Genomic DNA, 23339 nt, shown 5'->3' on the forward strand with positions numbered 1-23339 from the left:
GAGCGGTCCGATCCTCACCCGTTGGGGTCGGACCGCTCGGGTTTCCGGGGCGTGCAGCCCCTCATATGGCGCAACCTTTCCGGTGGCCGGGTGCGTGTATCCGGTCGGGCTCGTCGCGGGTCCACGGGGGTTCGGGGAGTACAGGGAGGGATCGACGTGAGGTCGATACGCAGAGTGGTGGCCGCCGGCCTGGTCGGCGGAGCGATGGTGCTGACGGCCGCCTGCGGTGGCGGTGACGGCGGGGGCGGCGGCAGCGCGGCCAAGGCCGACCTGGGGGCCGGCGCGGCCACCTCCCAGCCGCCGGCGGCGGCGCCCACCAGCGCGGTGCCGAAGGTGTCGCAGGCCGTGGTGAACATCGAGCCCAAGACCGGCGCGGTGGACGTGGCGCCGAGCGCGCTCAAGGTCGGTGCGACGGGCGGCAAGCTCACCACCGTCAAGGTGAGCGACAAGGCCGGCAAGGAGGTGCCCGGCACCATCGCCGCGGACGGTGCGAGCTGGACCCCGTCGGTCGGTCTCTCGGTGGGCACCGCCTACCAGGTCAGCGCGATGGCGGCGGACGCCAACGGCGTGGTCGCCGAGGCGGACAGCAGCTTCACCACGCTGACGCCGGAGGCCCAGGCCAAGGCTTCCGACAACGTCGACAACAACGCGACGTACGGCGTCGGCATGATCGTCTCGGTGGAGTTCACCAAGGACGTCAAGAACAAGGAAGCGGTCGCCAAGGGCATCACCTTCGAGACCGACAACGGCACCGTGGTGAAGGGCCACTGGTTCGGCGACCGCCGGGTGGACTTCCGTCCCGAGGGCTACTGGAAGCCGGGCACCAAGGTGAACGTGCACTACCGGCTGAAGAGCGTGGAGATCGCTCCGGGCGTCTACGGCGGCTCGGACCGGGACGAGCCCTTCACGATCGGGCGATCCCAGATCTCGACGGTTGACGCCGCCGCGCACAAGATGACCGTCGTGCGGGACGGCCAGAGCTCCGACATCGACATCACCTCCGGCTCGGACGACCACCCCACCTGGAACGGCACCATGACCGTCATGTCCAAGGAGGGCACGGTGCGGATGCAGTCCAGCACCCTGCCCGGCATGACCGGCGCGCCCTACGACCTCCAGGTGCCGCACTCGATGCGTCTCACCACCTCCGGCACGTACGTGCACGGCAACTGGTGGGCCAGGAACAGCATCTTCGGTGGCGACAACGTCAGCCACGGCTGCGTCGGCCTCAAGGACGTCGAGGGCGGCGGGGACTCCACGTCGATGGGCAAGTTCTACGAGAGCTCGATCATCGGGGACGTGGTGATCGTCAAGAACTCCATCAAGAAGGAGAAGCTCGACCCCTCGAACGGGCTGAGCGGCTGGACCCTCCCGTGGAGCGCCTGGTAGGACGGCCGGGGGTCAACTCGGGCTTGACGGAGCTCGGCCCGGGGCGACCCCCTCCTTGCTTCCGGCATATGCCGACCCGGGGGAGATCGTTTGCTCATTGTCCGTACGCGGCTGCTTGCGTTCCGCAATGATGGTCCGCATGGCGGGTTGGGGCGAAACAGATCAGTCATCGGTTCCCGGGGCCGGCACGGTCGCCGAGGCGTCCTGGATCGACGTCCAGGGAGCGCTCTCGGCGCTGGAGCGGCTCAGCTCCGAGGAGCTGCAGGAGCTGTATTCCGGCAGGCTGTGCGACCAGTCCTCGCCGAGTGAGGTCCGGCTGCCGTCCCGGCCGGAGTCGGGCCCAGTGGCCCGGCGGCTGGTGCTGTCCGTCCTGGAGTCCTGGGACCTCCACCAGTACCTGGAGGCCGGGGAGTTGCTCACCAGTGAGCTGGTGTCCAACGCGGTACGGCACGCCGCGGGGCGCACCATCGGTCTGCACGTCAGCCGCAAGCCGGGCTGGCTGCGGATCGAGGTCCGGGACTCCTCCCGGGCGCTGCCCTGCATGATCCTCGCCGAGCCCAGGCCGGTCAACGAGCGCGGGCGCGGGCTGAGGATCGTCGACGACCTCGCCGACCGCTGGGGCGCGGACCTGCTGCCGCGGGGCAAGGGGGTCTGGTTCGAGCTCAAGGTGCGCGAGCGGCACTGAGCGGCACGGGCCGTCCGGCCCGGAAAACACGCAGGGCCCCCGGATTCGCCGTGGTCCGGCGGAGGGGGCCCCTGCAAGTCATCGCGCGGCCAAGGGGGTGCGTGTCGCGCGATGGGCGTCGGCAGTGCCAGGTCGGGCCCGCCGAAGTTCGATGCCTTGACTATTGCACGGATCTCAGCATGTGGGCAAACCGGGCGGCTTGGATTGCAAGGTTTGTAACCTACTTCACCTTTGGATTTTGCATACGTTAACGCCGCTACCTGTGAATATTCACGATCTCGGAGATGTGATCACCGCTTCGCGGGCGCGGGCGGCGTGTGCCCGGACGGTGGCCGGCGAGAGCCCCCGGCGGGTCGGTGGGGCCTTGGGGGTGCCACGGCAGGCGCGGCAGAGGCCGCCCAGGAGGGCGTGCGGGCGGCAGGGGGCCCGGCAGCCGGTGCACTCGATGATCCGGATGGGCTGCTGCTGAGGGAGCGGGCGCTCCGGGGGCATCTTGTCGAGCAGGCGGTGACGGGTGAAGCCGAGCGGGCTGTGGACGCCGTCCGGCGGCAGGCCTGCGGTGAGCGCGGCCGTGAAGAGGGCGGACGTGGCGCCCCGGGCCAGCCACTCGGCGGCGAGCGGTTCGAGGGCCGCGCAGTCGGCGGCCGAGAGGGCGAGGCGGGTGTCCGCGACGCCGAGGCCGGCGAGGGCGGCATAGGCGGCCGAGGCGGGGGGCGTGCGGTTGAGCGTTCGCTCCTGCGGGGGATCCGGCGCGGTGGCCGTTGACGCCTCGCCCGTGGCGAGGAAGCGCCCCCACCAGGCGTCGGAGCGAGGGGTGCGGGAGAAGTAGGTGCGGAACACCCATCGGCAGTCCTTGGAGCTGATGCGCTCCCGGACACGGCGCAGGTGACCTGCGGCGGAGAGGTTGTTGAGGGCCGTACGGCACGCCATCTGCCCGTAGTGGGGCTGGAGGGCGGCGAGCGTTTTGACGTCCATGGCGGCGCCGTCGGGCAGGTGGTCGACGAGCGAGGCGAGGTACGCCTCGCGCGCCGGGAGGTGGGTGAAGTCGCTCGCGGCGCGGGGGTGTTGGTCCGGGGCGGACTGCTTGCCGTACCCGGGCGCGGCCATGGCGGTACAGTCGTGGGTAGCCACAGGATCGACTCGCATTCGATCGTGTCGGTCAGACCCCCGTTCGGTGTTGGTAGCACCGGCGGGGGTTGTTTCGTTGGTGCGCACGCTACACGGCGCGACGAGCCATGGTGAAGTCGTGACGATTAGTCATATCTGCTGCGTGCAAGGGTGGTTGGAAGGTGGTTACCCATCCATTCCACTAAGGGGTCACTCGGGCTTGGTGGCTTGAGCTTCGGGCGCGAAGGCGACGAAGGCGGACCACGCCTCGGGGGAGAAGGTGAGGCTCGGGCCGGCCTTGTCCTTGGAGTCCCGGACGTGGACGGCGGAGGGGGAGTGGGCGACCTCGACGCAGTTGCCACTATCGAGGTCGCTGTGGCTGGAACGGAACCACGGCATGGCGACGTTCATAGTTGCTCCAGTGTCTTTCGGATGAGCTGTGCTGACTCCCGTGGGTTCAGGGCCTGGGAGCGGATCATTGCGTGGCGTCGGCTGAGCGCGCCCACGAGTTGCGGTTCGGAGTGGAGGGCGTTCGTCATGTGCGTCTCAACGTACGCATACTGCTCATTGTTGATCGTTTCCAAGATTGTGAGCGATCCCGGCAGTCCGGAAGGGCTCACCTGCGCGATAGGTACGATCTGGATCCGGATGTTGCGTGAGTCCTCGAACTCAAGCAGCCGGTGGAGCTGCTCCTTCATGACCTCCTTGCCGCCGATGGAAACATGGAGGGCCGCTTCGTAGATGGTGAAGCTGAACAGCACCTCGGGCTCCATGAGCCGCTCTTGTCGATTGAGGCGAAACGCCAGGCGCTCCTCAATGATGGCACTGCCCACGGGTGGCATGTGGTGGCTGAGAAGAGTCCTGGCATAGTTCTCGGTCTGCAACAAGCCTGGAATGTGAAGGGCTTCGTAGAAGTAGCAGGCAGCTGCCTCCTTCTCGACATCAAAGAAGGCATCACTGCGCGCTGGCCTGACCTCCGGTAGGAGGTACGGGTGGGCTGCTGCCAACATCCCCTTCGCATTGCACAACTCATCTGCCACCTGAAGCAACTTGAGCGACGGCTTTCGCCTCCCCGCCTCCATCGACCGCACGCTCTCGATGTCGTAGCAGGCCGCCGCACTCAACTGCTCCCGGGTCACGCCCGCTTGGGCACGCCACCGCTTGAGCTGGTCGCCGCAGTACTTCCACGACATCGGGTTTTCCTTCGGAGTGCTCACGGCCCGGTGCCCCTCCCTGCCCTGGTCACAGGGCGGTTCAAGCTCTCGCTGTACCAGCGGTGTAACTGCTGAGGCTATGCCCGCCCGCCGACCCTTGAAGGGTGAAATGGCCGAACTCAGCCCTTGTGAGTGAAGCCGTCCGTATACCCCTCCAAGGACTCTGATGCTCACTCAGCCCGTCGACGCCGTCGAGTGGATGTTCCCCCGCCTGCCCCGCAGTGCCGGCCGTGCCCGGATCCGCTTCCTCCGGATGGCCTTCGAATGGGAGGTGCCCGTCGAATCGGCGGAGACCGCGCTGATCCTCCTCAGTGAGCTCGTCTCCAACGCCTGCCGCCATGCCCGCTCCCCGCGTGACCGGATGATCGGCGTGCGCGTTCTCCTCCCCACCTGCTCCCTGCTCCGGATCGAGGTCTCCGACGCGAACCCCGAGCTCCCGACCCTCCGCCAGGCGGCCCTCGACGACGAGTCCGGCCGGGGCCTCGAACTCGTCGCGGCGCTCGCCACCTCCTGGGGCTCCCACGCCCGGGGTGAGGGCTACATCGGCAAGACCACCTGGTGCGAACTCGCCCTCCCCACCCCGGCCAACCCGCACGACTGACCGCCCCCCACCACCTGCGCCGGAAGTCGGCCCGGCCGACTTCCCGCGCAGGTGATGGCAGCCCGCCTCGACGCGGCCGCGCGCAGCGAACCGTCCTGGTACGTGGCGGACCTGCTGATCGATGGAATCCGCTACGCCTACGGGTTCAGCGTGGATGACGACCGGGTGGTCGACGAATGGCTCCACAGCTTCCCCCATGGCAGGAAGCGCAAGATCTTCGAGCGTTCGGTCGACGGCGTGGAAATCGGCGACTCACAGCACCGGCGAGAGCTTGAGCTGGTCGAGAACATCACGGAGCCCAACGTCCTCTTCATGTCCCTCGCGGCGCGCTCACGGCAGCAGGACTTCCGGCCGGTGTACGACTGGTTCGCCCGTAGCCTCCTCTTCAGCCGGCGCATGGGCATGCTCGGCACAGCGCGGATCCTTGAGAACCTGGACCGGCACCCCGAGCTCGTCAGCCTGCTGCAGGCCGCGGACCTCGGAATCGCGGAATGCGGTACGGAGCGTGTGCTGCTTGATGAGGAGGAGTTGCGGAAGCGGTACGGTTCGCGCATCCCACCGCGCATGCTGGCGGAGCTTGAGGAGCGAGGACCGCGTGAGGTCGTGCGCCCGTGGATAGGGCATCGCGGGCGTGACGGGATCGTCAGGATGGATCTGTCCGACGAGTCCGAGGGAACGCAGGCTCTGCTGCGGCAGGCGCCCCGCTTCATGTCGGTGCTCCGATGGGGCGGGACCTTCGTGGTGGATGAAATCGATTCGAGCCTCCACCCCATTCTGACCGCGCGCCTGATCGGGCTCTTCCAGAATTCAGCGACCAACCCGAACGGTGCTCAGCTGATCTTCACCTCCCATGATGCCAGCCTGCTCGGCCGAGCCGACGGTGATGAGATCCTGCGTCGGGATCAGGTCTGGTTCGTGGAGAAGAACGAGTACGGCGAGACCGAATTGTTCGCCCTCGCTGAATTCAAGCCACGCCAGGAGGAGAACCGCGAGCGCCGGTATCTCAGCGGGAGCTACGGCGGTGTGCCGTACATCGACGACAACTTTGCCAGCGCCGTGGCGGCGCGGGGGGACAATGATGGCAAGGGCTGCCAAGCCGAGCGGACGCAAGCGTCCCTGTTTTGACACCTCGCTGACCAGCCAGGCGGGGCAGCGGGAGTCGAGGCAGCGACTCAAGCTGCTGGCTGAACCGGGGAGCGAGCACGAGGTCAATCCCTCCACCGGCATGTGGAAGCTCGCGCTCGCCATCGGAGGCGGTGAGGCACAGCCTTGACGGGTCGGTACGATCGACCCGTGAACCTGTACTGGCACGCCGTGCTGCCACCGCTCAGCGCCTGACGGGCGCGCGCTTCGGTGGCTTGATCCCCTGCGACCCCGGCTCGGCCTGATGGCGGCCGCCGTGGGCCGGTGGCGTGCGTCCGTTCTCGGAACCAGTTCCCGACGGTCTTCGACGACGGAAGTTCACGACTGTGCCGAATCGCTTGTCCTCGCCTGCCCGCCCGGCCGCCCCTGCTCTCCACCACCGCCCGCGCGGCGGCGCGGTGCCGATCCTGATCGCCGCCGTCCTCTGGGGCACCACCGGGACCGCGAGTTCGCTGGCGCCCGGCGGCGCCCCGGCGGCTGGGATCGGGGCCGCCGCCCTGGTGCTCGGCGGGCTGCTGCTGTTCCTCACCGACCGCTCCGCCCGTGAGCTGCCCCGCTCCTGCGGCCCGCGCGACCGGCGGTTGCTCGTGCTCGGCGCGGTCGCGGTCGCCGGGTACCCGCTGACCTTCTACCCGGCGGTGACCCGCACCGGGGTGGCGGTCGCGACGGTGATCGCACTGGGCAGCGCGCCGGTGTTCACCGGGCTGCTCGGGTGGCTCGCCCGGCAGGGGCGGCCGGGTGGGCGCTGGGCCGGGGCCACCGCGCTGGCCGTGCTCGGCTGTGCCGTCCTGGTGCTGGGCCCCGAACTCGCCGGGCGCGGCGCGGCGGTGGACCTGCTCGGGGTGCTGCTGGCGGCGCTCTCGGGGCTCTCGTACGCCGTGTACTCGCTGATCGGCGGGCGGTTGATCGCGGCCGGGCGGCCGTCCGGCGGGGTGATGGGCGCGATGTTCGGCGGCGGGGTGCTGCTGGTCCTGCCGGTGCTGCTCACCGGTGACCCGGCGTGGCTGGCCTCGGTGCGCGGGGCGGGCGTGGTCCTGCACCTGGCGGTGATCACCACGTTCCTCGCGTACCGGCTGTTCGGCCACGGCCTGCGGCACACCACCGCCCAGACGGCCACCACCCTGACGCTCGCCGAGCCCGCCGTCGCCGCCGTCCTGGGGGTGGCAGCCCTGCGCGAGCGGCTGCCCGCCGTCTCCTGGTGCGGCCTCGTCGTCCTGGCCGGCGGGCTGGCCTTCCTGGCCCTGCCGGCCCGCCGGCGGGGCTGAACCCCTCGCCGGGAGGAGGCCCGGCGGCCGGACGGGGGTCAGCCGGTGGCCGCCGGGCACTGGGCGGTGAAGCAGAAGCCGGTGAGCTCCGCGTCGCGGAGGGCCTGGAGGCGGGTGGTCCACTCGCCCTCCGGGCCGGCCACGATGACGGAATAGGCGACGCCGTTCGGGCCGACCAGGATGTGGTCGACCGCCCGCCGGACGGTGCCGGTCTCGGCGTGGTTGTAGGAGTACTCCAGCTCGGCGGTGCCGTTGGCGGTCTGCTCCAGCCGGAGACGGCGGTAGCCCGCGGAGGCCTTGGTCTCCGCGAGGCTGGCGTCGATCGACTTGGCCTGCTCGTACGGGGACTGGGTGGTCATGGAGAACACCTGGACCAGGCTGGACTGGTCCGGGGTCTCGTAGAACGTGGAGCCGTTCTGCTCCCTCCGCTGCCAGCCGTCCGGGACGAGGAGGGTGAAGCCGTTCAGGTCCTGGACCCGGTTGAAGTGCGGTCCGGTGGGGGTCGGCGTGGGTGCCGGGGTGGTGGCCGTGGGGGAGGGCGATCCGGTGGCCGTGGGGGACGGAGAGGAGGAGTGGGAGCCGGATGCCGGGTGGGTGGGCGCGCCCGTCACGGCGGCGGCGCCGACCGGCTTGGTGCCGCCCTCGTGGCGCGTCAGCAGGTACCCGCCGCCGCCCGCGAGCACGCCGACGAGCGCCCCGCCGAGGGCGGCGACCAGCACCCGCCGGGAGCGCCGCTCCCCGGTGGGCGGCGGACCCTCCGGCCGGGGCGCGCGCGGCGTGATCAGCGGAGGGGCCACCGGGGGCGGCGGGGGAAGGGGCGGGGCGGACGGCGGCGGGGGCGTCACCGGAGGCGTCGCGGGGGGAGTCGCCGGGGGCGGCGGTGCCGCGCTGCCCGCCGGTGGGTGGCTCACCCACTGCTGGCTGTTCTTGTCCCAGTACTTGCCGGTCATGGCCGTTCCCCCCGTGGTTACCGATCGCGTTCAGCCCAGGAACTGCTCGATCGCTTGGACGACCGCCAGTGCCGAGGCGAGTCCGGAGACTACCGTGGTCGAGCTCCGCAGGAGATCGCGGAGTCGTTCCAGCCTGGTCCGGGGCGCCGAGCCGGTCTGTTCGAGGGCGGTGTCGACGGCGTCCAGCTCCCGTTCCACCTCGGCCACCCCGTTACCCTCGGCCCGGGTGAACATCGGCAGCTGACCCCGCAACTCGCGGACCGCTGCCAGGAGTTCGCGGGCCGGGGCGGTGAGGCGGGTCGAGGCGTCGACGGCCGTCGCGTGCTCCCCGGCGGCGACCGCCCCGCCGGTCATCGCACCGATCGACACCCCGCCGGGTGCCGGGGCGGGCACCGTCAGGCCGCTCAGGTCCGGCAGCGGTTCGGACACCCCGGCCCGCTGCGAGCGGTCCTCCGCGCGGGCACCGGCGCCCGAGGCGACGGCTCCGCCGGTCATCGCGCCGATCGACACCCCGCCGCCGGGCGGTGCCGGGGGAGTCTCCTCCTCGTCGTGCCGCATGTTCTGCTCCTCGTTCATCCGAAGTCCCGACTCCCTGTTCCTGTCGGCGGATCCACCGCCCGCCTAGGAGGGCTTGCCTCCGGCGGGCGGTGCCGCCGGGGCGCCGCCCGACTGCGCGGTGCCCCCGTTGGTGGCGACGGCGCCGCCGCTCATCGAGCCGATGTGGATCCCGCCCTGCATCACCTGGATCACGGTCTGCTCGAAGCGGTCGGTCTCGTACCCGGTCTGCTCGAGTGCGACGCGCACGCCCTCGAGGATCCGTTCCTCGATCGACTTCAGGTACCGGCTGACGTCCAGCTCCTGGAAGATCGACACGGTCGACGAGGTGGCGACCTCGCGCAGCGAGACGACCGGCCGGGCGGCCACCAGCAGCAGGTCGTCCTCGGCGGTGCCGCCCGCCGCCCGGCCGCCTCCCGGGTGCAGCAGCGAGCGGAGCGCGGCCGGTCCGGCGGTGAACGCGGACGTCGCCGGGGCACGGCGGCCCGGTCGGGCGCCCTGCTGGGCCACCGCGTCCGCGAGCAGCTCGTACTCGCGGAGGACCGGCCCGAGCACGTGCGGGACGACCTCGACCATCAGCAGGTTCCCCTGGGTGTGCACCCGCAACTGCACGGTCAGCACCAGCTGCTCGTCCCAGGCGCCGACCCGCACCCGCAGGAAGTGCCGGCGCCGCTCGCCGCCCTCGTCCACCGCCTCGGCGATGTGCCGGGCGACCTCCTCGGGCGTGCGCAGGACCTCGCCGCGCGCCGGACCGCACGGGAGGTAGACGACGTGCTCGATCTCCAGGTCCTTCAGCCGGTCCAGGCTGGTCTCGCCGGCGGCCTGTCGCAGGGCCGCCAGGCGTGGGATGACCAGGTCGAGGACGGCCCGGCCGGTGAGACCGCCCTCGGGGGCCACCGGACCGGTCTTGCGCCGCTTCAGCTCCAGGGTGAACGACCAGATGCTGAAGGGGAACCCGAAGCCGAGGAAGGGGTCGGCCGGGTCGTAGACCACGAGCTGCGAGTACTGCTCGCCGCCGATGGACTGCCGCAGCCGCTGGTAGCGCGCCCGGGCGGGCAGTCGGCGGGTGGGCTGCCGCCGGAACTCGTCGCGGGTCAGCTCCTTGCGGATGGTCTGGGCGACCAGCAGGCGGTGCCCGCCGACCGTCGCGGCGAGCGCCAGCGGGAACAGCACGCCCGCTGTCCTCGACTCCTTCAGCGCGAGCAGCGCCACGACCCAGTAGAGGATCTGGGCGAGCGCGGCGAGCGCGGAGAGGAGCCCCGTGGCGGCACGGCGGGCGCCGGCCTCCTGGGGATCGCCGGAGGCCCTGGACGCCTGGGGCGCCGCGGCTGTCGTGTGCGAGGCGGGGGCGTAGAGCGCGTGGTCCCGGACCTCCGCGGGCTTGGTGTACCAGGACAGCAGGCTGACCAGGACGTAGAGGAAGGCGAAGTTCGCCGCGAACGGTGTGAGGAAGTGGGCGATCGTGCCGAACACGACCTCGGTCACCGTCGCCCGTCCGTACGCACCGAGCGAGTACCCGCCGCTGAGCCGGTCCGCGTACGACGACCAGTAGCTGCCGGACGGCGGGTCGTCGATCAGTGGCTGGTACTCGGCGTAGAGGAAGCCGAGCCAGATCGCGGCGAGCAGCGCGCCGGTGCGGAGCTCCAGCGCCCGGGCCCGGAGGGCGTGCGCGAGGACGGTGACCAGGTCGAAGCCCAGGGACGGCGGGACGGACCGCTCGTCGTGCTCGACCAGTTCGGTGATGACGCGCCGCCGGTAGTCCGGGTCGAGGTACACCCCGGCGCAGAGCAGCCGGGTGGCCTCGGACTTCTCGAACGGCGAGGTCGGTGGTGGCGGCGGAGACGGCTCGGTGGACGGTACGGGCGGCTCGGCGGGCCGCACCGGCCCGGGCTGAAAGGTCATCCGCCTCCCCCTCTGGCGTGAACCGACTGGCCGAGATTATGGACCCCCTGACGGGCCGTCGGAAGGTAAAAATGCGAAAGCCCCCGGGCGGAGGGGAGCTCCACCCGGGGGCCGGGGCGCACCGGACCGGCGCACGGTCAGCGCACGGTCCGGTGTCCGGTTCCGTGCCTGGTCAGCACTCGATGACGTTCACGGCGAGGCCGCCGCGCGAGGTCTCCTTGTACTTGATCTTCATGTCGGCGCCGGTCTCCTTCATCGTCTTGATCGCCTTGTCCAGCGAGACGTGGTGCCGCCCGTCGCCGCGCAGCGCCATCCGGGCCGCGGTGACGGCCTTGACCGACGCCATGCCGTTGCGCTCGATGCAGGGGATCTGGACCAGGCCGCCGACCGGGTCGCAGGTGAGGCCGAGGTTGTGCTCGATACCGATCTCGGCGGCGTTCTCGACCTGCTCGGGGGTGCCGCCGAGGACCTCGGCGAGGCCGCCCGCGGCCATCGAGCAGGCCGAGCCGACCTCGCCCTGGCAGCCGACCTCGGCGCCGGAGATGGAGGCGTTCTCCTTGAACAGCATGCCGATGGCGCCGGCCGCGAGGAGGAAGCGGACGATGCCCTCGTCGTCGGCGCCCGGGATGAAGTTCAGGTAGTAGTGCAGTACGGCCGGGATGATCCCCGCCGCGCCGTTGGTCGGTGCGGTGACCACCCGGCGGCCGGAGGCGTTCTCCTCGTTGACCGCCATCGCGTAGAGGGTCACCCACTCCATCGCGTTGGCGGGCCCGATGCCCTCGGCACGCAGCGTCCGCGCGGCCGCGGCCGCCCGGCGGCGGACCTTGAGACCGCCCGGCAGGATGCCCTCGCGGGTCATGCCGGCCCGCACGCACTCCTGCATCACGGACCAGATCTCCAGCAGCCCGGTGCGGATCTCCTCCTCACTGCGCCAGGCCTTCTCGTTCTCCAGCATCAGGCCGGAGATCGACAGCCCGGTCTCGCGGGTGAGCCGCAGCAGCTCCTCGCCGGTGCGGAAGGGGTAGCGCAGCGCGGTGTCGTCCGGCTTGACCCGGTCGGCGCCGATCGCGTCCTCGTCGACGACGAAGCCGCCGCCGACCGAGTAGTAGGTCTTCTCCAGCAGCGTGGAGCCGTCGGCGGCGAAGGCCCAGAGGGTCATCCCGTTGGCGTGGTACGGCAGCGAGCGGCGGCGGTGCAGCACCAGCTGGCTGTCGGGGTCGAAGCCGATGGGGTGCTCGCCGAGCAGGTTGATCCTCTTCTCGGCGGTGATCCGCTCGACGTCCTTGTCGGCCTGGTCGACGTCGACGGTGCGGGGTGAGTTGTTCTCCAGGCCGAGCAGGACGGCCTTCGGCGTGCCGTGGCCGTGGCCGGTGGCGCCGAGCGAGCCGTACAGCTCGGCGCGCACGGCTGTCACCTGGGCCAGCAGGCCTTCGGACCGCAGTCGGCGGGCGAACATGCGGGCGGCGCGCATCGGGCCCACGGTGTGGGAGCTCGACGGGCCGATGCCGATGGAGAAGAGGTCGAAGACACTGATGGCCACGGAGGACGTCCTTGTCTGGTCTCGTGGAGGAACGGGCGGGCGGGGGGCCGACACGGGTCGGGGCACCGCGCGCACTACCAAGTGTGCGCGGTGCCCCGGGGTCCCAGCTGCCGTGGCGGGGTGAGGCCGGTCACTCCGCCCGGACGATCACGGGAGTGATCAGAGGTTGGGGTACAGCGGGTACTTCTCGGCCAGCGCGGTGACGCGGGCCTTCAGCGCGGAGGCGACGGTCTCGTCGAAGGCGGGCTTGAGCGCCTCGGCGATGATGTCGGCGACCTCGCGGAAGTCCTCGGCCTGGAAGCCGCGGGTGGCCAGGGCCGGGGTGCCGATGCGCAGGCCCGAGGTGACCATCGGCGGGCGGGGGTCGTTCGGGATGGCGTTGCGGTTGACCGTGATGCCGACCTCGTGCAGCCGGTCCTCGGCCTGCTGGCCGTCGAGCTGGCTGTTGCGCAGGTCGACCAGGACCAGGTGGACGTCGGTGCCGCCGGACAGCACGGACGCGCCGGCCTCGGCGACGTCCTCCTGCAGCAGGCGCTCGGCCAGGATGCGCGCGCCCTCCAGGGTGCGCTGCTGGCGCTCCTTGAACTCCTCCGAGGCCGCGACCTTGAAGGCGACCGCCTTGCCGGCGATCACGTGCTCCAGCGGGCCGCCCTGCTGACCGGGGAAGACCGCGGAGTTGATCTTCTTGGCGTACTCGGCCTTGGACAGGATGACGCCGCCGCGCGGGCCGCCCAGGGTCTTGTGGGTGGTGGTGGTGACCACGTCCGCGTAGGGCACCGGGTTGGGGTGCAGCCCGGCGGCCACCAGGCCGGCGAAGTGCGCCATGTCCACCATGAGCAGCGCGCCGACCTCGTCGGCGACCCGGCGGAACTCGGCGAAGTCCAGCTGGCGCGGGTAGGCGGACCAGCCGGCGATGATCAGCTTCGGCTGGTGCTCCTTGGCGAGGCGCTCGACCTCGGCCATGTCGACCTGGCCGGTCTTCTCGTCCACGTGGTACGCGACCACGTTGTAGAGCTTGCCGGAGAAGTTGATCTTCATGCCGTGGGTCAGGTGACCGCCGTGGGCCAGGTTCAGGCCCAGGATGGTGTCGCCCGGCTGGATCAGCGCGAACATCGCGGCGGCGTTGGCCTGCGCGCCGGAGTGCGGCTGGACGTTGGCGTGCTCGGCACCGAACAGGGCCTTGATGCGGTCGATCGCGATCTGCTCGACCACGTCGACGTGCTCGCAGCCGCCGTAGTAGCGGCGGCCGGGGTAGCCCTCGGCGTACTTGTTGGTGAGCACCGAGCCCTGGGCCTCCATGACCGCCACCGGGGCGAAGTTCTCGGAGGCGATCATCTCCAGGGTGGTCTGCTGGCGGTGCAGCTCGGCGTCGACCGCGGCGGCGATCTCCGGGTCGAGGGCGTGCAGGGACTGGTTGAGAACCGTCATGGTGTGTTCTTCCCGGTGGAGGAGGAAAGGGGGCCACGGTGGGGGCGGGCCGACGCGCGCGCGGCCCGCCCGGTCACCAGCGGGTCAGGCCTTGATGAAGGTGTTGTACTCGTCCGCGCTGAGCAGCTTGCCGGCGGACGCCACACGCACCTTGAACAGCCAGCCGCCCTCGAAGGGGGCGCTGTTGACCAGGCTGTTGTCGTCCAGGACGTCCTGGTTGACCTCGACGACCTCACCGGTCACCGGGGAGTACAGGTCGCTGACCGACTTGGTCGACTCCAGCTCGCCACAGGTCTCGCCGGCGGTCACCTCGTCGCCGACCTCGGGCAGCTGCACGTAGACGATGTCACCGAGCGCGTCCGCGGCGTGCTGGGTGATACCGACGGTCGCGGTCTCGCCCGCGGCGGCGGTGGTCAGCCACTCGTGCTCTTCGGTGTACTGCAGGTGCTGGGGGTTGCTCATGGCGTCATTCTCCAGGATGGGAAGCGGGTACGACGAAGCGGGCCGCCGCTCGGACGGCTTCGACGTGCGGATATGGGGGAAAGGCGGGTGCGCGCTCGGTCAGCGGGCGCGCTTGTAGAACGGCAGCGCCACGACCTGGACCGGCTCGTGCTTGCCGCGCACGTCCACCGCGACGGTGGTGCCGGGGGTGGCGTGGGCCGCGTCGACGTAGGCCATCGCGATCGGCTGCCCCAGCGTCGGGGAGGGCGCGCCGGAGGTGATCCGGCCGATCGGGGCGCCGTCGGCGGAGACCACGGTGTACTCGGCGCGCGGGACGCGCTTGCCCTCGGAGACCAGGCCGACCAGCACCCGCGGCGGGTTGGTCTCGGCCGCGGCGGCGGCCTGCTCCAGCGCCTTGCGGCCGATGAAGGCGCCGCCGTTGGTGGTCTTGTCGAAGCGGACGACCCGGCCCAGGCCGGCGTCGAACGGGGTGAGGTCGGTGGACAGCTCGTGCCCGTACAGCGGCATGCCCGCCTCCAGGCGCAGCGTGTCGCGGCAGGACAGGCCGCACGGGATCAGGCCGCGGCCCTCGCCGGCGGCGGTCAGGGCCTGCCAGATCGGCTCGGCGTCGACCGGGTGGCAGAAGATCTCGAAGCCGTCCTCGCCGGTGTAGCCGGTGCGGGCGAGCAGCACGTCGCGGCCGGCCACCTGGGCCGGGAGGATCGCGTAGTACTTCAGGCCGGGCAGGTCCGCGTCGGTGGTCTCGGCCAGGATCGCGGTGGACTCCGGGCCCTGGACGGCGATCAGCGCGTAGGTGTCGCGGTCGTCGGTGACGACGGCGTCGAAGCCCTTGGCGCGGGCGATCAGCTCGTCGAGGACCAGCTGGGCGTTGGAGGCGTTGGCGACGACCAGGAAGGCGTCCTCGCGCAGGCGGTAGACGATCAGGTCGTCCAGGATGCCGCCGTCCTCGGCGCAGATCATGGTGTAGCGGGCGCGCAGCACGCCCAGCGCGGAGACGAAGCCGACCAGCGCGTGGTCCAGCATCTCGCCGGCCTGCGGGCCGGTGACGGTGATCTCGCCCATGTGGGAGAGGTCGAACAGACCGGCCTTGGTGCGGACGGCGAGGTGCTCCTCGCGCTCGCTGCCGTAGCGCAGCGGCATGTCCCAGCCGGCGAAGTCGGTCATGGTCGCGCCGAGGGCGCGGTGCAGCGCGTCGAGCGCGGTCAGGCGGAGGGACGACATGGCCAGGAACTCCTCGGTCGGGGCACTCAGGGGTGCACGCGCCGGACCGGTCCCGCTCGGGGCCGACCCTGCGCGCGGGCATGCGGCGGCGTGGGTCTCCCCATCTGTCGTCGAACCTGAGAGCTTCACCGCCGCCGGCCCGCAGCTGTTTCCAGCTTGGAGGACAGCATGGCGGCTTGCACCGTGGGTGGGCGCGCGACAGGGCCGTGCGCCGCTTTCCAGATGTGCCTAACCCGTGCGGTAGGGGGGCCTGAGAGATTCCGGGGAGGACTTGCTCCTTCGGCGCCGGCTGTGCCGCTGGTGCGGCACTCCGGGCTCTCCCGCGCGGGTTCGAGCGGCCGGTATGGAGTTGTGGGGGCCCGCGGCGCATGCCGTCGGACGCGGACATCATGGCACGTCCCGGGCGAGGAGGGGAGGGGGGACCCGGTCACACGGCTCGGGACCGAACACGAGCCCTAGGGAGAGCCTCCTCGGGCCCTAGACTGCTCCGCGTCGGCGCAGCAGAGGGCGGCCGAGCGGCAGAGGGCGGGATCGGCGGCGCATGGGGTACCCGGTGGAACAGCAGCAGGGGTGGGGCGGTCCGGAGGCGGCGCCGGCGGGCGGCTCGTGGCCGGCCAACGAGCTGGAGCAGGTGCTGACCGCGGCCCTGGGCGACCCGGGCGCGACGCCGCGGGTGATCGAGGTGCTGGCCCGCAGCCAGGTGTGGGTGCCGCTGCCCGCCGGGGCGGACCCGCAGGGGCAGTCGCTGGACCTGCCGACCATCGAGCTGGCCGGTGACCCGTACGTGCCGGTGTTCTCCTCGCAGGAGGTGTTCCTGCAGCAGGCGCCCGGGATGGCCTTCGCGATCGCGCCGGTCTGGGAGTTCGCCCGCGGGCTGCCGCTGGGCGTGGGCATCGCGGTGAACCCGGAGGCGCCGGTGGGCATCCCGGTGCCGCCGCAGGGTGTGGCCGAGCTGCGCCGCGGTCCGCGGGACGACCGCTGGGACGGAGCCGAGGACCAGGCGGCGCCGACCGGCGGTCGGGTGGCGCTGCGCGAGCCCGTGGCGGGCGAGGACCCGGAACACTTCCTGGCCGCCTGCCGGGCCGAACTGTCGGCCCTTCCCGGGGTGTTGACCGCCCGCCGGGCGCTGGCCAGCATCGAGGGCGAGCCGACCGTGATGTTCGTGGGCGTCCAGTTGGATCCGGCGGCCCCGGCCGACCCGGCCGCGGTGAACGACGCGCTCGGCCGGGCGCTGGGAACCGCGCCGCTGCCGGGCGGCGTCCACCTCGTACTGCTCGACCTCGCCGACGACCCGGTGGTCGAGTGGCTGCTCACCCGGGTAATGCCTTTCTACACGCGGGTGTGAGCGGGTTCGTATCAGAGGCACGTCGCCGTGGCGGTGGCCGGTGCCGCGCCATAGGGTGCGTGCAGACGGCCGACGGGCCGGCGGGTTCGAGGAAAGAGGCGCGGCGAGGTGGGCGCATGAGTGCGGGAACGGGAGCGGGCGGGCCCTGGGGCCAGGCACCGGCCGGGCGCCCGGGAGCGGATCCGGGCGTGCTGGAGCACGCCCTGCGCGAGGTCGCGCCCGAGCGCTACGACGCGTACGAGCGGCTGCTGCACGCGCTGGCGGACGGCCGGGTCTGGATGCTGCTCTGGCACGGCACGCCGGGCAGCCCGGAGGCACAGTACGGGAACATGGAGATCAGCGGCCACGGCTACGCGCCGGCCGTCACCTCGCCCGAGCAGCTGGCCGCCTCCGGCTGGGCACGGGCCCACGAGGTCATCTCCGGCCGTGAGATCGCCGCTTCGCTGTACCGCACCCGCTGGGGCCTGTGGCTCAACCCGCACGCCCCCGGCGGCGGCGTCGGCGTGCCCTGGGCGGACCTGCGGCGGATCGCCGCGGGCCTGGACCGGCTGCCCGCCGGTCCGCTGAAGCTGAGCGAGCCGCAGCTCAACGCCCAGCAGTTCTTCGCGCTGCTGGAGCGGCAGGCCGGCGAGGTGCGCGCGGTACGGGCGCTGCGCCGGGCCTGGGTGCAGCCGGCGGTGGGGGAGCCGTACCTGGCGATCGGTCTGGACCTGTACGAGAGCTCGCCGCCGGCGGTGGAGGCGGTGCGCGCGCTGATGCAGCGGGCGATCGCGGTGGCCCCGGAGGGGCTCGCGGTGTCCACCGTGGCGATGTCGGACGAGTACGACCCGGTGGCGCTGTGGATGCGCGCCAACTCGCGGCCGTTCTTCGACCGGGAGGCCGGACGCCCGGCGACCGGTCCGTACCCGCCGGTGCCGCCGCCCGCGTACCCGGGGCAGTCGATGCCGGGGCAGCCGACACCGGGGTGGGCGTACGGCACGCAGCCGCCCGCGCCGGGCTGGCAGCAGCAGCCCCAGCACGCCCAGCGGCCGTGGCCCGGCTACCCCGGGCGTTGATTGCCGCGCTCCTTCTCGCCTAAATCCCACCGCGAAGCCGACTTGATTGTCCGTCAAGTCGGCTTCGATGCTTTCGGGGCGAATTTCCGAGTGTGGGCGTCCGGTTATCTTGACATGCCTGTTACAGCCATGTGAAGAGTGATATGCCGGTGACAGGTGAGGTGCATGCCTGCAGATCACAGTTGGGCATCTGTCGGTTGTCAGGTCTGGCGTAAGACAAGTCGCATGGCAGAGAGTTCTGCGCAACGCACCGCGCATTGGAACCCCACAAAGGTGAGCGCGCACGCCGACCCGCTCGTCCACGCGAAGCCCATCCCGCGTGGCGGCAGTGCCTGTGCACGACGCACTGCCGCGAACACCCGCTCCTCCTAGCACCTTTCGCACGTCCGCAGCCGCACCGCCGAAGCCGGCGACCGGCACCCGTGGGCCGGCCACCGTCGGCGAGGGGACCAACTGACACCATGACCGCATCCGTGACCACCGCCGGGAACGAACCGGAGGCAGCAGCCCCCGCCGGCCCGGCCAAGAAGATCGAGGGCCGCTCCCTCGGCCAGATCGCCTGGACCCGCTTCAAGCGGGACAAGGCCGCCGTCGCCGGCGGCGTCGTGGTGATCCTGCTGATCCTGCTCGCCCTGCTGGCCAAGCCGATCGAGGCGATGTTCGGGCTCGACCCGGACGCCCTCAACCAGGACCTGCTGGACGCCAACCTCGGAGGTCTGCCGTTCGGCGACTGGGGCGGCATGAGCCTGGACCACCCGCTCGGCGTCGACCCGCTGCAGGGCCGCGACCTGCTGACCCGCGTCATCGAGGGCTCCTGGGTCTCCCTGCTGGTCGCATTCGGCGCGACCGTGCTGTCCAACACCATCGGCACCGTGCTCGGCGTCATGGCCGGCTACTACGGCGGCTGGGTGGACACGCTGATCAGCCGCGTCATGGACGTCTTCCTCGCCTTCCCGCTGCTGCTGTTCGCGATCGCGATCTCGACCTCGCTGCAGGGCGGCGCGTTCGGCCTGCACGGCCTCCCGCTGCACATCATGGTGCTGATCTTCGTGATCGGCTTCTTCAACTGGCCCTACATGGGCCGGATCGTGCGCGGCCAGACGCTCTCGCTGCGCGAGCGCGAGTTCGTCCACGCGGCCCGCAGCCTCGGGGCCCGCGGCCCGTTCATCCTGTTCAAGGAACTGCTGCCCAACCTGGTCGGTCCGATCCTGGTCTACTCGACCCTGCTGATCCCGACCAACATCCTCTTCGAGGCGGGGCTGAGCTTCCTCGGCGTCGGCATCCAGCCTCCGCAGGCCTCCTGGGGCGGGATGCTCCAGGACGCGATCCGGTACTACCAGGTGGACCCCCAGTACATGGTGGTCCCCGGTCTGGCGATCTTCATCACCGTGCTCGCCTTCAACCTGCTCGGCGACGGGCTCCGCGACGCCCTCGATCCCAAGAGCAACTGACGCGTCGTCAGGACCCTCCCTCCTCCACATCCCCAAGGGGTTGATCTCACCCATGCGTAGGTCCCGTACCGTCGCCCTGACCGCGGCGGCCGCCGCCGCGGTCCTGGTCGTCACCGGCTGCAACAGCTCGTCGAAGGGCGGCTCCTCGTCGTCCTCCGCTTCGGGCGCCGGCGCCGACGCGGCCACCAAGAACATCGTCAACGCCTCGGACAAGAAGGGCGGGACGGTCACCTTCGAGATGAAGGGCACCCCGGACTCGCTCGACCCGGGCAACACGTACTACGCGTACATCTACAACTTCTCGCGCCTGTACGCGCGGCCGCTGACCACCTTCAACCCGGCCGCCGGCGAGGAGGGCAACAAGCTCGTCCCGGACCTCGCGGAGTCGATGGGCCAGCCCAGCGCGGACGGCCTGACGTGGACGTACAAGCTGCGCAAGGGCCTGAAGTACGACGACGGCACCCCGATCACCTCGAAGGACGTCAAGTACGCCATCGAGCGCTCCAACTTCGCGCCGGACGTGAACTCCAACGGCCCGACCTACTTCCACGACCTGCTGGTCGACAACCCGACGCCGTACGCGGGCCCGTACAAGGACAAGGAGGGCGACCTCAAGTCCATCGAGACCCCGGACGAGACCACGATCGTCTTCCACCTGCAGCACCCGTTCGCGGACTTCGACTACCTGGTCAGCGCCCCGCAGACCGCGCCGGTCCCGCAGGCCAAGGACACCGGTGCCGACTACGTGAAGCACATCGTGTCCTCGGGCTCCTTCAAGTTCGAGTCCTACGAGGACGGCAAGCAGGCCGTCCTGGTGCCGAACACCAACTGGGACAAGAGCACCGACCCGATCCGGAAGCAGCTTCCGGACAAGATCGTGCTCAAGATGAACATCGACCAGGCCACCATCGACAAGGACCTGCTGGCCGGCAACGCCCAGGTCGACCTGGTGGGCCAGGGCGTCGACCCGCAGACCCAGGCGCAGATCCTGCAGAACCCGAAGCTGAAGGCCAGCACCGACAACGCCTACGGCGGCCGCCTGGCCTACCTGGCGATCAACACCAAGGTCGCGCCGTTCGACAACGTCGACTGCCGCAAGGCCGTCCAGTTCGCGATCGACAAGGTCTCGGTGCAGACCGCCGAGGGCGGCCCGATCCGCGGCGCCGTCGCCAACACGGTGCTCCCGCCGGACATCCCGGGCCACCAGGACTTCAACCTGTTCGAGACCAAGGACAACAAGGGTGACGAGGCCAAGGCCAAGGACGCCCTGAAGGCCTGCGGCAAGGACAGCATCAACACCGTCATCTCCGCCCGCACGGAGCGCGCCACCGAGGTCGCCGCCGCCACCTCGATCCAGGCCGCGCTGAAGAAGGTCGGCATCAACGCCGAGATCCAGCAGTACCCGCAGGGCAAGTACCTGACCGACAGCGCCGGCGCCCCGCAGTTCACCCAGGACCACAACATCGGCCTGATGATGATGCAGTGGGCCGCGGACTGGCCGACCGGCTACGGCTTCCTGCAGCAGGTCGTCGACGGCCGCGCGATCAAGGCCTCCGGCAACAGCAACCTGTCCCAGCTGAACGACCCGGCGGTCAACAAGCTGATCGACGACGCCGCCGTCAACCCGGACAAGGCCGCCCGCGAGAAGATCTACGCGGACATCGACAAGAAGGTCATGGAGCAGGCGGTCATCGTCCCGCTGACCTACTTCAAGGTCTTCCTGTACCGCCCGGACAGCGCCACCAACGTGGGCTCCAACCCGGCGTTCTCGGGCCAGTACGACTACCTGAACATCGGCACCACCAAGTAAGAGCCTGGCTCCGCATCCCTGAAGGCAGGTGAAGGCAGCGGCGCCCGCCGCCGTCCGGAGGATCCCGGACGGCGGCGGGCCGCCGGAGCCGCCCAACTGTGTTTGCCTACATCATCCGCAGGATCTTCGCGGCGGTGATTCTGCTGCTGGTCGTCAGCGCGGTCACCTTCGCGATCTTCTTCCTGCTCCCGCGCGTCGCCGGCGAGACGGCCGACCAACTGGCCGCCCAGTACATCGGGAAGAACCCCTCCCCGGAGGCGATCGCGGCGGTCAAGCAGAACCTCGGCCTCGACCAGCCGCTGTACGCCCAGTACTGGAACTTCCTCAAGGGCCTGGTCAGCGGCGCCGAGTACAAGTTCGGGCCGGAACCGGCGACCTGCCACGTGCCCTGCTTCGGCTACTCCTTCAAGAACCACCTGGAGGTCTGGCCCGAGCTGTCCAAGCGGATCCCGATCACCATCTCGCTCGCCATCGGCGCGGCCCTGCTCTGGCTGGTCTCCGGCGTCGCCACCGGTGTCGTCTCCGCCCTCAAGCCGCGGTCGATCTTCGACCGGCTCTCCATGGGCGTCGCCCTCGCCGGCGTCTCGCTGCCGGTCTTCTTCACCGGTGCGCTGCTGCTCACGCTGTTCAGCTACGAGTGGCCGATCCTGGACAACCTGCAGTACGTCGACTTCACCGACAACCCGCTGATGTGGGCCCGCAACCTGATCCTCCCCTGGATCTCGCTGGCCTTCCTCTACTCCGCGCTCTACGCCCGGCTCACCCGCGCCGGGATGCTGGAGACCATGAGCGAGGACTACATCCGCACCGCCCGGGCCAAGGGCCTGGCCGAGCGCAAGGTCGTCACCCGGCACGGGCTGCGCGCCGCGCTCACCCCGATCGTCACCATCTTCGGTATGGACATCGGCCTGCTGCTCGGCGGTGCGCTGATCACCGAGCAGGTCTTCTCGCTGCAGGGCGTCGGCCAGTTCGCCGTCCAGGCGATCTCCGACAACGACCTGCCCAAGATCCTCGGCGTCACCCTGCTGGCCGCCTTCTTCATCGTCGTCTGCAACCTCGTGGTCGACCTCCTGTACGCCCTCGTCGACCCCCGGGTGAGGCTCTCGTGACCGAGCTCCAGAAGACCACGGCAGCCGCCGCTTCCGATTCGGCCCCGTCCGGAGACCCGTTCCTGTCCGTGCGCGACCTGCGGATCCACTTCGACACCGACGACGGCCTGGTCCGCTCGGTGGACGGGGTCAGCTTCGACCTGCACAAGGGACGCACCCTCGGCATCGTCGGCGAGTCCGGCTCCGGCAAGTCCGTCACCTCGCTCGGCATCATGGGCCTGCACCGCTCCAAGCGGGCCCGGATCAGCGGCGAGATCCGGCTGAACGGCGAGGACCTGATCGCGGCCGGCCCGGACCGGGTGCGCCAACTGCGCGGCCGCGAACTGGCGATGATCTTCCAGGACCCGCTGACCGCGATGCACCCCTACTACACGGTGGGGCAGCAGATCGTCGAGGCCTACCGGGTCCACCACCCCGAGGCGAACAAGAAGCAGGCCCGGGCCCGCGCGATCGAGATGCTCGACCGCGTCGGCATCCCGCAGCCCGACCGCCGGGTGGACGACTACCCGCACCAGTTCTCCGGCGGCATGCGCCAGCGCGCGATGATCGCCATGGCCCTGGTCAACGACCCCTCGCTGCTGATCGCCGACGAGCCCACCACCGCCCTGGACGTCACCGTCCAGGCGCAGATCCTGGACCTCATCCGCGACCTCCAGGAGGAGTTCGGCTCCGCCGTCATCATCATCACCCACGACCTCGGGGTCGTCGCCGAGCTGGCCGACGACATCCTGGTCATGTACGGCGGCAAGTGCATCGAGCGCGGACCCGCCGAGACCCTCTTCGACGCGCCCGAACACCCCTACACCTGGGGCCTGTTGGGTTCGATGCCGCGCCTGGACCGGGAGCTGCAGGACCGGCTCGTCCCGGTCAAGGGCACCCCGCCCAGCCTGATCAACGTGCCGACGGGCTGCGCCTTCCACCCGCGCTGCCCGTACGCCGCCCTGACCGACGGGCGCTCCACGAGCGAGGTCCCGGTGCTGGCCGAGGCCGCCCCCGGGCACTTCGCGGCCTGCCACCTGCCGGCCGACGAGCGGCACCGCATCTTCGCCGAAGAGATCGCGCCCCGGCTGTGAGCCCGGCCTCGTACCACTTTTCTGGAGAGAACCG

21 protein-coding genes and 1 riboswitch are annotated in these 23339 nt (G+C 70.8%); of the genes, 11 read left to right on the forward strand and 10 right to left on the reverse strand.

Going from position 1 to position 23339, the window contains the following annotated elements; translation table 11 throughout:
* Positions 1–156: 156 nt before the first annotated feature.
* Positions 157–1389: a L,D-transpeptidase gene (locus ACZ3TI_RS13980; RefSeq protein WP_465726441.1), complete on the forward strand. Its 1233-nt coding sequence runs from the start codon at positions 157–159 to the stop codon at positions 1387–1389.
* 139 nt (positions 1390–1528) lie between these two features.
* Complete coding sequence (locus ACZ3TI_RS13985; RefSeq protein ID WP_465726442.1) at positions 1529–2074, forward strand: ATP-binding protein; 546 nt, start codon at positions 1529–1531, stop codon at positions 2072–2074.
* 270 nt (positions 2075–2344) lie between these two features.
* Here the strand turns inward: ACZ3TI_RS13985 and ACZ3TI_RS13990 are convergent, their stop codons facing one another.
* The 3 genes from ACZ3TI_RS13990 to ACZ3TI_RS14000 all read right to left on the reverse strand — a co-directional run bounded on the left by ACZ3TI_RS13990 (position 2345) and on the right by ACZ3TI_RS14000 (position 4398).
* Positions 2345–3181 (reverse strand): hypothetical protein, encoded by an 837-nt coding sequence (locus ACZ3TI_RS13990; RefSeq protein WP_465726443.1) that lies wholly within the window; start codon positions 3179–3181, stop codon positions 2345–2347.
* Between the two features lie 210 nt (positions 3182–3391).
* Positions 3392–3592 (reverse strand): DUF397 domain-containing protein, encoded by a 201-nt coding sequence (locus ACZ3TI_RS13995; protein ID WP_465726444.1) that lies wholly within the window; start codon positions 3590–3592, stop codon positions 3392–3394.
* Positions 3589–4398 carry a helix-turn-helix domain-containing protein gene (locus ACZ3TI_RS14000; protein WP_465726445.1) on the reverse strand — a complete coding sequence of 270 codons (810 nt, stop codon included), beginning with the start codon at positions 4396–4398 and terminating at the stop codon, positions 3589–3591. The genes ACZ3TI_RS13995 and ACZ3TI_RS14000 overlap by 4 nt, the downstream gene beginning before the upstream one ends.
* Before the next feature lie 163 nt (positions 4399–4561).
* Here ACZ3TI_RS14000 and ACZ3TI_RS14005 point away from each other — a divergent pair, with 163 nt between their 5' ends.
* The 3 genes from ACZ3TI_RS14005 to ACZ3TI_RS14015 all read left to right on the forward strand — a co-directional run bounded on the left by ACZ3TI_RS14005 (position 4562) and on the right by ACZ3TI_RS14015 (position 7404).
* Entirely contained in the window at positions 4562–4996 is a 435-nt protein-coding gene (locus tag ACZ3TI_RS14005; protein WP_465726446.1) for an ATP-binding protein, read from the forward strand.
* Positions 4997–5050: 54 nt separating this feature from the next.
* On the forward strand, positions 5051–6121 hold the full coding sequence (locus ACZ3TI_RS14010) for an AAA family ATPase (protein ID WP_465726447.1): 1071 nt from the start codon (positions 5051–5053) through the stop codon (positions 6119–6121).
* Positions 6122–6465: 344 nt separating this feature from the next.
* A complete protein-coding gene (locus tag ACZ3TI_RS14015) occupies positions 6466–7404 on the forward strand; it encodes a DMT family transporter (protein ID WP_465726448.1) in 939 nt (312 codons plus the stop codon).
* A 38-nt stretch (positions 7405–7442) separates the two neighbouring features.
* Here ACZ3TI_RS14015 and ACZ3TI_RS14020 read toward each other — a convergent pair whose 3' ends face one another.
* From ACZ3TI_RS14020 to gcvT, 7 genes are all read right to left on the reverse strand, one after another.
* On the reverse strand, positions 7443–8354 hold the full coding sequence (locus ACZ3TI_RS14020; RefSeq protein WP_465726449.1) for a hypothetical protein: 912 nt from the start codon (positions 8352–8354) through the stop codon (positions 7443–7445).
* Between the two features lie 30 nt (positions 8355–8384).
* A complete protein-coding gene (locus ACZ3TI_RS14025) occupies positions 8385–8930 on the reverse strand; it encodes a hypothetical protein (protein ID WP_465726450.1) in 546 nt (181 codons plus the stop codon).
* A 45-nt stretch (positions 8931–8975) separates the two neighbouring features.
* Positions 8976–10811, reverse strand: a complete 1836-nt coding sequence (locus ACZ3TI_RS14030) for a hypothetical protein (protein ID WP_465726451.1) — start codon at positions 10809–10811, stop codon at positions 8976–8978.
* 172 nt (positions 10812–10983) lie between these two features.
* Positions 10984–12351, reverse strand: coding sequence for an L-serine ammonia-lyase (locus ACZ3TI_RS14035; protein WP_465726452.1), 1368 nt, complete (start codon positions 12349–12351; stop codon positions 10984–10986).
* 159 nt (positions 12352–12510) lie between these two features.
* Positions 12511–13779, reverse strand: coding sequence for a serine hydroxymethyltransferase (gene glyA / locus ACZ3TI_RS14040; protein ID WP_465726453.1), 1269 nt, complete (start codon positions 13777–13779; stop codon positions 12511–12513).
* A gap of 84 nt (positions 13780–13863) precedes the next feature.
* Complete coding sequence (gene gcvH / locus ACZ3TI_RS14045) at positions 13864–14241, reverse strand: glycine cleavage system protein GcvH (RefSeq protein WP_465726454.1); 378 nt, start codon at positions 14239–14241, stop codon at positions 13864–13866.
* 99 nt (positions 14242–14340) lie between these two features.
* Entirely contained in the window at positions 14341–15462 is a 1122-nt protein-coding gene (gene gcvT / locus ACZ3TI_RS14050) for a glycine cleavage system aminomethyltransferase GcvT (protein WP_465726455.1), read from the reverse strand.
* A 228-nt stretch (positions 15463–15690) separates the two neighbouring features.
* A riboswitch (glycine riboswitch) is annotated at positions 15691–15795 on the reverse strand.
* A gap of 208 nt (positions 15796–16003) precedes the next feature.
* On the opposite strand from gcvT, the gene ACZ3TI_RS14055 reads away from it, so the two are divergent.
* From ACZ3TI_RS14055 to ACZ3TI_RS14080, 6 genes are all read left to right on the forward strand, one after another.
* A complete protein-coding gene (locus tag ACZ3TI_RS14055) occupies positions 16004–16807 on the forward strand; it encodes an enhanced serine sensitivity protein SseB C-terminal domain-containing protein (RefSeq protein WP_465726456.1) in 804 nt (267 codons plus the stop codon).
* A 116-nt stretch (positions 16808–16923) separates the two neighbouring features.
* Positions 16924–17862, forward strand: coding sequence for an enhanced serine sensitivity protein SseB C-terminal domain-containing protein (locus ACZ3TI_RS14060; RefSeq protein ID WP_465726457.1), 939 nt, complete (start codon positions 16924–16926; stop codon positions 17860–17862).
* 461 nt (positions 17863–18323) lie between these two features.
* Complete coding sequence (locus ACZ3TI_RS14065) at positions 18324–19313, forward strand: ABC transporter permease (protein WP_465726458.1); 990 nt, start codon at positions 18324–18326, stop codon at positions 19311–19313.
* A 52-nt stretch (positions 19314–19365) separates the two neighbouring features.
* Entirely contained in the window at positions 19366–21123 is a 1758-nt protein-coding gene (locus tag ACZ3TI_RS14070; RefSeq protein WP_465726459.1) for an ABC transporter substrate-binding protein, read from the forward strand.
* A 98-nt stretch (positions 21124–21221) separates the two neighbouring features.
* Positions 21222–22232 (forward strand): ABC transporter permease, encoded by a 1011-nt coding sequence (locus ACZ3TI_RS14075; protein WP_465726460.1) that lies wholly within the window; start codon positions 21222–21224, stop codon positions 22230–22232.
* On the forward strand, positions 22229–23305 hold the full coding sequence (locus ACZ3TI_RS14080; protein WP_465726461.1) for an ABC transporter ATP-binding protein: 1077 nt from the start codon (positions 22229–22231) through the stop codon (positions 23303–23305). The genes ACZ3TI_RS14075 and ACZ3TI_RS14080 overlap by 4 nt, the downstream gene beginning before the upstream one ends.
* Positions 23306–23339: the final 34 nt, after the last annotated feature.

This window comes from Kitasatospora sp. NPDC023120, assembly GCF_055560835.1.

Excerpts from the sequence above, each read along its gene's own strand:
- ACZ3TI_RS13985 (WP_465726442.1), top strand. The coding sequence starts at position 1,529 with ATGGCGGGTTGGGGCGAAACAGATCAGTCATCGGTTCCCGGGGCCGGC.
- ACZ3TI_RS13990 (WP_465726443.1), bottom strand. The coding sequence starts at position 3,181 with ATGGCCGCGCCCGGGTACGGCAAGCAGTCCGCCCCGGACCAACACCCC.
- ACZ3TI_RS13995 (WP_465726444.1), bottom strand. The coding sequence starts at position 3,592 with ATGAACGTCGCCATGCCGTGGTTCCGTTCCAGCCACAGCGACCTCGAT.
- ACZ3TI_RS14005 (WP_465726446.1), top strand. The coding sequence starts at position 4,562 with ATGCTCACTCAGCCCGTCGACGCCGTCGAGTGGATGTTCCCCCGCCTG.
- ACZ3TI_RS14010 (WP_465726447.1), top strand. The coding sequence starts at position 5,051 with ATGGCAGCCCGCCTCGACGCGGCCGCGCGCAGCGAACCGTCCTGGTAC.
- ACZ3TI_RS14020 (WP_465726449.1), bottom strand. The coding sequence starts at position 8,354 with ATGACCGGCAAGTACTGGGACAAGAACAGCCAGCAGTGGGTGAGCCAC.
- ACZ3TI_RS14025 (WP_465726450.1), bottom strand. The coding sequence starts at position 8,930 with ATGAACGAGGAGCAGAACATGCGGCACGACGAGGAGGAGACTCCCCCG.
- ACZ3TI_RS14030 (WP_465726451.1), bottom strand. The coding sequence starts at position 10,811 with ATGACCTTTCAGCCCGGGCCGGTGCGGCCCGCCGAGCCGCCCGTACCG.
- glyA (WP_465726453.1), bottom strand. The coding sequence starts at position 13,779 with ATGACGGTTCTCAACCAGTCCCTGCACGCCCTCGACCCGGAGATCGCC.
- gcvH (WP_465726454.1), bottom strand. The coding sequence starts at position 14,241 with ATGAGCAACCCCCAGCACCTGCAGTACACCGAAGAGCACGAGTGGCTG.
- gcvT (WP_465726455.1), bottom strand. The coding sequence starts at position 15,462 with ATGTCGTCCCTCCGCCTGACCGCGCTCGACGCGCTGCACCGCGCCCTC.
- ACZ3TI_RS14055 (WP_465726456.1), top strand. The coding sequence starts at position 16,004 with ATGGGGTACCCGGTGGAACAGCAGCAGGGGTGGGGCGGTCCGGAGGCG.
- ACZ3TI_RS14060 (WP_465726457.1), top strand. The coding sequence starts at position 16,924 with ATGAGTGCGGGAACGGGAGCGGGCGGGCCCTGGGGCCAGGCACCGGCC.
- ACZ3TI_RS14065 (WP_465726458.1), top strand. The coding sequence starts at position 18,324 with ATGACCGCATCCGTGACCACCGCCGGGAACGAACCGGAGGCAGCAGCC.
- ACZ3TI_RS14070 (WP_465726459.1), top strand. The coding sequence starts at position 19,366 with ATGCGTAGGTCCCGTACCGTCGCCCTGACCGCGGCGGCCGCCGCCGCG.